At 73.0% G+C, this 5630-nt stretch carries 4 protein-coding genes and 1 CRISPR repeat array; of the genes, 1 reads left to right on the top strand and 3 read right to left on the bottom strand.

From position 1 onward, the window contains the following. Positions 1-20 precede the first annotated feature (20 nt). The 3 genes from DQW06_RS10245 to DQW06_RS10240 form a co-directional block, all read right to left on the bottom strand. Positions 21-671 carry a hypothetical protein gene (locus DQW06_RS10245; protein ID WP_117198355.1) on the bottom strand — a complete coding sequence of 217 codons (651 nt, stop codon included), beginning with the start codon at positions 669-671 and terminating at the stop codon, positions 21-23. Between the two features lie 83 nt (positions 672-754). Further along, on the bottom strand, positions 755-925 hold the full coding sequence (locus DQW06_RS29210; RefSeq protein ID WP_013152394.1) for a hypothetical protein: 171 nt from the start codon (positions 923-925) through the stop codon (positions 755-757). Between the two features lie 95 nt (positions 926-1020). Continuing rightward, the gene (locus tag DQW06_RS10240) at positions 1021-1974 is read right to left on the bottom strand and encodes a GNAT family N-acetyltransferase (protein ID WP_117198354.1); all 954 of its coding nucleotides are present in this window, start codon (positions 1972-1974) and stop codon (positions 1021-1023) included. 80 nt (positions 1975-2054) lie between these two features. Further along, positions 2055-3671: a CRISPR direct-repeat array (repeat unit 29 nt; unit sequence GGGACCATCCCCGCGTGCGCGGGGAGCAC). Between the two features lie 364 nt (positions 3672-4035). Here DQW06_RS10240 and DQW06_RS10235 point away from each other — a divergent pair. Then, complete coding sequence (locus DQW06_RS10235; protein WP_013152392.1) at positions 4036-5550, top strand: FAD-dependent oxidoreductase; 1515 nt, start codon at positions 4036-4038, stop codon at positions 5548-5550. Positions 5551-5630 lie beyond the last annotated feature (80 nt).

Below are 5630 nucleotides of genomic sequence, written 5' to 3'. Positions count from 1 at the left end.
GGGCCGGGCGGGGCCTCGGTTCAGTCGCGGCCGGAGTCGGAGCGGTCCCGGTCGGACGGGGTGTGGAGTGCCAGGAGCTCCCTGCTGCGCCGCCTGCGCAGGAGCCACACCGGGAGCATGAGGCACGGGGTCAGGACACAGGCGAGGGTGACCGTCCCCAGCAGGGCGCGCGGAAAGTCCAGTGCCTCATCGGAGGGCAGTGCGAGGGCGCCCAGGGCGCAGGCGGCCGCGACGAGGGCCGCCACCGCCACCGGGATCCTCACGGAGGGGGCGTCGAGCACCTGCTCGGCCTGGAGGGCGGCCACACGGTTGGTTTCGGGGTCGGCGCCGGGTCGGCCGAGGATCAGCCGGTCCGTGGCGGCACACAGGGTTTCCGGGGAGACGGCGGCCTGCACCGCCGGGTCCTGGGACACCCGCGGACGCGGCGGAGTGGTGAACAGGGCCATGAACGAGCTGAAGACCACTCCGGCGACGATGCCGTACAGGAGCGAGGTCCACGGGTCGGACCCGAGCAGCAGGAACTGGGCGAAGCCCATGACGCAGCCGAGGGAAAGGCCCTGGTGGAGACCGTAGAAGACCTTCCTGCTGCGTTCGCTCCGGTTGGCACGGAGGCGGAGACGGGTGAGGGGGTCCCGAGGCCCGGGAGCGGCGTGCGCGGAGGGGTCGCTCATGCGGGGAGCCTATCCGTCTGCCGCGCGGACAGGCCGGTCCCGGAGCCGCCGTCGGTCGGTGCGGCCCCGGGACCGCGGCCGGTTCACTCCGTGCCGAAGTCCTCGCGGCTGAGGTCCTGCTCCTCCATCCTGTCCTGGAGCTCGGCCTCCAGTTCTCCTCGGGTGTCCGGCTCGCGGGCGTCGTCGCTGTGGTCGGCGTCGACGACCTGGTCGGTGTCCGTGGTCTTGGGCCTGGACTCCTCCGGAACGCTCATGTCCGGTTCTCCTCCCTGTCGGGTGACTGGCCCGCCCCTACCCGAGGTCGCCGGAGACCACACGCGCACCTCACGCATCAGGAGTCACATGGATCTCACTCCGCGGTCGCCGGCTTGACGAGCGGCGCGTCCCGCACGAGCATCCGGAACCCGACGCCGTAGTACAGCCCGCGCGCCTCGGGGTGTCCCGGCGCGCCCAGGCAGGCGACCGTCGCGTGCGTGGCCCCGGCCGCCCTCGCCAGGCGCATTCCGTGCAGCAGCATCGCCCTGCCCAGCCCCCGGCGCCGGTAGTCCGGATGGGTGCCGACCGGCTCGAACTCGACGGTTCCGTTGGCCTCGTCGAGCCACATGATCGTCGAGGACGCCATCGTCCCGTCCGGCGCCTCCACCAGGACGTGCAGGTCGCCGCGGTAACCCGCCGTCCGCCGGACGCCCCGGTAGGCCTCGGCCGTGTACGCCGAGGGTGCCCAGGCGTCCAGATGTGCCCGGACCGCGGCTTCCGGCCCGGCCTCGTCGGCGGTGCGGAACCGGAACCCGGTCGGCAGCACCGGCTGTTCCACGTCGGTGAGGTCGCGCTCGTTGAGCTGGGTCCAGGTCCCGTCGTCGCCGAGCGATTCGGGGTCGGTCCCGTAGCCGTGCGCCGCCCACCGTTCCAGGGCGAACCCGTCGGCGGCGCTGGGCAGCACCGTGCGTTCGAGGCCCGCCGCCGTGGCGTCGTACCAGGCGATCACCTCGTCGACCAGCCCGGCGTGGTCGGGGTGGACCTGGTGCATCAGGTAGGCGCCGGTGACGTCCCTGACCGAGCCGTCGCTCAGCCTCACCCGGCGCGGAAGGCGGAGCCAGCCCCACGCGACCAGTTCCCCGCCGGAGAACCACAGCCGACGCGGCCAGGTCGCGCCGTCGCTGGCGTGCCCCCGGCCCCAGTTCCAGGCCAGCTCGCCGAACGAGGCGTCGCTGTTCACCAGGTCGGGGCGGATCGCGGTGACGCGCTGCGCCAGCCCCTGCATGAGCCGCACGTCCGCGGCGGTCACAAGTTCGGAACCCGTCATGGTGCGCCACTGTGTCAGGTCGCCCCGAAGCCGTCGAGCGGTTTTCCGGGGACGACGAACGCGGAAGTCAGTGGGGATCGGGCCCCATCCCCGCGTGCGCGGGGAGCACCACGCTGAGTGGCTCTTGTTCGCGAGCCCCTGGGGACCATCCCCGCGTGCGCGGGGAGCACTCGCAGCCCTCCTCGGTGACGCCCATGTCGGGGGGACCATCCCCGCGTGCGCGGGGAGCACTCCGGGAGCGGGATCACGACCTGCGCCTTTTCGGGACCATCCCCGCGTGCGCGGGGAGCACTTCGGCTTCTCCGGCTCCGGCGTCTGGTCGGGGGGACCATCCCCGCGTGCTCGGGGAGCACGTGGCGGGTCCACGCGGTGTGGGGGTGCCATCCGGGACCATCCCCGCGTGCGCGGGGAGCACACATCACACATGCAGGTCAGCAACTATCTTTCGGGACCATCCCCGCGTGCGCGGGGAGCACACGAACTGCCACCGGCGGCCCGCGTTGGGACCGGGACCATCCCCGCGTGCGCGGGGAGCACCCGGGTCGTCTACCGTCCGCCTTCTCTCCCGAGGGACCATCCCCGCGTGCGCGGGGAGCACCGGAGGGTGACGTGATCCTCGCGGGGACCTCCGGGACCATCCCCGCGTGCGCGGGGAGCACCACCTCGTGAGCCTCCTGGGCGGCCAGGGAGAGGGACCATCCCCGCGTGCGCGGGGAGCACCTGGGGCCCGGGGTGACGAAAGACTTGCCCCCCGGGACCATCCCCGCGTGCGCGGGGAGCACCGCCGGGCACCAGCAGGTCCGGAAGGGCCTCGGGGACCATCCCCGCGTGCGCGGGGAGCACATCAGCTGATCCGTGAGGGCGTGCGACCACACGGGACCATCCCCGCGTGCGCGGGGAGCACGCACCTGTGACGCCGCCGGTTCGGGCCGCACGGGGACCATCCCCGCGTGCGCGGGGAGCACTGGACCCCGAGCCACCTCACCGACCAAGCCCTGGGACCATCCCCGCGTGCGCGGGGAGCACCACGTCCAGGGGCAGCAGTTCCACCGCGCGGTGGGACCATCCCCGCGTGCGCGGGGAGCACAGCAGCCACTGGGGCCGCAGCCGGACCGGGTCGGGACCATCCCCGCGTGCGCGGGGAGCACACCTCGCCCGCTCCAACCGCCCCCGCAGGGGCGGGACCATCCCCGCGTGCGCGGGGAGCACCCCCGGCCGCCGACCCGACCCCGGCCGAGCCGGGGACCATCCCCGCGTGCGCGGGGAGCACTTCGCACCGAACGAAAGCTACGACCGGCAGCCGGGACCATCCCCGCGTGCGCGGGGAGCACGTGTTCTTGGCCCACACTCCGTGGCACTAGGAGGGACCATCCCCGCGTGCGCGGGGAGCACGGCGTGGCCGACCTGGTCGCCGACATCTCCCTGGGACCATCCCCGCGTGCGCGGGGAGCACGGGGCGGGCGGCTTGTAGGCGATCCGGTGGCGGGGACCATCCCCGCGTGCGCGGGGAGCACAGGCGCGTCGCCAGGGCCCACTGGCGCCTCACGGGACCATCCCCGCGTGCGCGGGGAGCACGTTGACGCGGGAGGAGGTCGCGAGGAGGCCGCGGGACCATCCCCGCGTGCGCGGGGAGCACCCGCGTGGCACCACGTGGCGCCGCTGCCCCACGGGACCATCCCCGCGTGCGCGGGGAGCACAGGCAATGACCTGCGAACTTACCAGCGGCAAGCAGCCGAATTTCCAACTTCTTCAGAAACAGACACACGCACCACAGGCCCCAAGAGAACCAAAAGCTCACCAACCACCAAAACGCTGTAGCTCCAGAAGACCCAACCTACAGACCGCTATCCCCCTCTGCCGGGGAACCACCGCACACCACCACTCTTCTTTCGCCCAGCCCGTGTTCGCCACGCACCCCTCCCCCGGCTCTGGAAGCGGCGCGGGTCCATGCCCCGACCAGAGGCTCCGGCGGTAGCGACCGGGAACGCTGGGTAGCTGGTGTAGGCGCTGTCCGTCGCACGGGGGCCGACGGCGTCTGGACCTGATCGGGAGGGGCAGAGGATGCAGCACAGGAGCGTGTGGACGGTCGTGGAGAACCGACCGGAGTTTCCCCGTCTGAGCCAGGACGTGGAGGTCGACGTCGCGGTGGTGGGAGGCGGCATCGTCGGGCTGACCACCGCGCTGCTGGCGCGGCGGGCCGGTGCGGGCAGCGTCGCGGTGCTGGAGGCGGGGCGCCTGGGCCAGGGCACGACGGGGCACACCACCGGCAAGGTCACCTCCCAGCACGGGCTGGTCTACGCGGGGCTGATCGACCGGTACGGCCAGGACCTGGCCCGCGTGTACGCCGACGCCAACCAGGCCGGGGTGGAACTGGTCGCCGAACTCGCCGGTGAGTACGGCATCGACTGCGACCTCACCCGCGCACCCGCCGTGGCCTACACCCGCGACCCCGCGCAGCGCCGGACCCTGGAGGAGGAGGCGGCCGCGGCCCAGCGCCTGCGCCTTCCGGCGTCGCTGGTGGAGACGACCGACCTGCCCTTCGGGATCGAGGCGGCGGTACGGTTCGACCAGCAGCTGCACTTCCACTCGGGCCGCTACGTCGCCGGTCTGGCCGAGGCGCTGTCGGCGGCCGGCGGGCAGGTGTTCGAGCACACCCGCGTGCTGGAGGTGGAGGAGGAGCGGGACGGCACCGTGCGGGTGCGCACCGACGACGCGACGGTCCGCGCCAGCTCCGTGGTGGTGGCGACGCTGCTGCCGATCAACATGATCGGGGGGTACTTCGCCAGGACGCGCCCCTTCCGGTCCTTCGGGCTGGCGGCCCGGCTCCACGGTCCGGCACCCCAGGAGATGGCGATCTCCATCGACTCGCCCAGCAGGTCCACGCGGCCGTGGCCGGACCGCGGCCCCAACGGGCTGATCGTGGTGGGCGGCGGTCACGAGACCGGCACCGGGCAGGACACCCAGGCGTTGTGGGACGACCTGGAACAGTGGACCAGGTCCACCTTCGACGTGGACGCGGTGGAGTACCGCTGGTCGGGTCAGGACTACACCACGGCCGACCAGGTGCCCTACATCGGTCGTTCGTCGATGAACGACCGGATCCTGGTGGCGACGGGGTTCAACAAGTGGGGCCTGAGCAACGGCACCGCCGCCGCCGTCATCCTGAGCGACCTCCTCCAGGGCCGCGACAACCCCTGGCTGGCGATGTTCGACGCGACCCGCGTCGGTGACGCCAAGGCCGTGGGGCGGCTGATCAAGGACAACCTCAAGGTCGGCGCGGACATGGTCGGCGGACACCTGGGCCGGCTGTACCCCCACCACGCCCGCCACCTGGACCGGGGCCAGGGCGGCGTCGTCGAGGTCGACGGCGACTCCGTCGGCGCGTACCGCGACGAGCGGGGCGGGCTCCACGCCGTCAGCCTGAACTGCACCCACCTGGGCTGCCGACTGGCCTGGAACGCGGCGGAGACCAGCTGGGACTGCCCCTGCCACGGCTCCCGGTACGACACCGACGGCAGCGTGCTCAACGGTCCGGCGGTCAAGCCCCTGCCCACCGTCGACCTCGACGACGCCTGACGTCCATAGGGGCGTTCCGAACGCGCACGACTGGAGGGCTTCCCCGTCCACGACGGTCACGACGACGGGGAAGCCCCGCC

The sequence above is a fragment of the Nocardiopsis sp. TNDT3 genome, from assembly GCF_003427465.1.
GTDB classification, from domain to species: domain Bacteria; phylum Actinomycetota; class Actinomycetes; order Streptosporangiales; family Streptosporangiaceae; genus Nocardiopsis; species Nocardiopsis dassonvillei.
The sequence above is the reverse complement of the archived record's forward strand: the minus strand, read 5'-3'. Positions and strand labels throughout refer to the sequence as shown.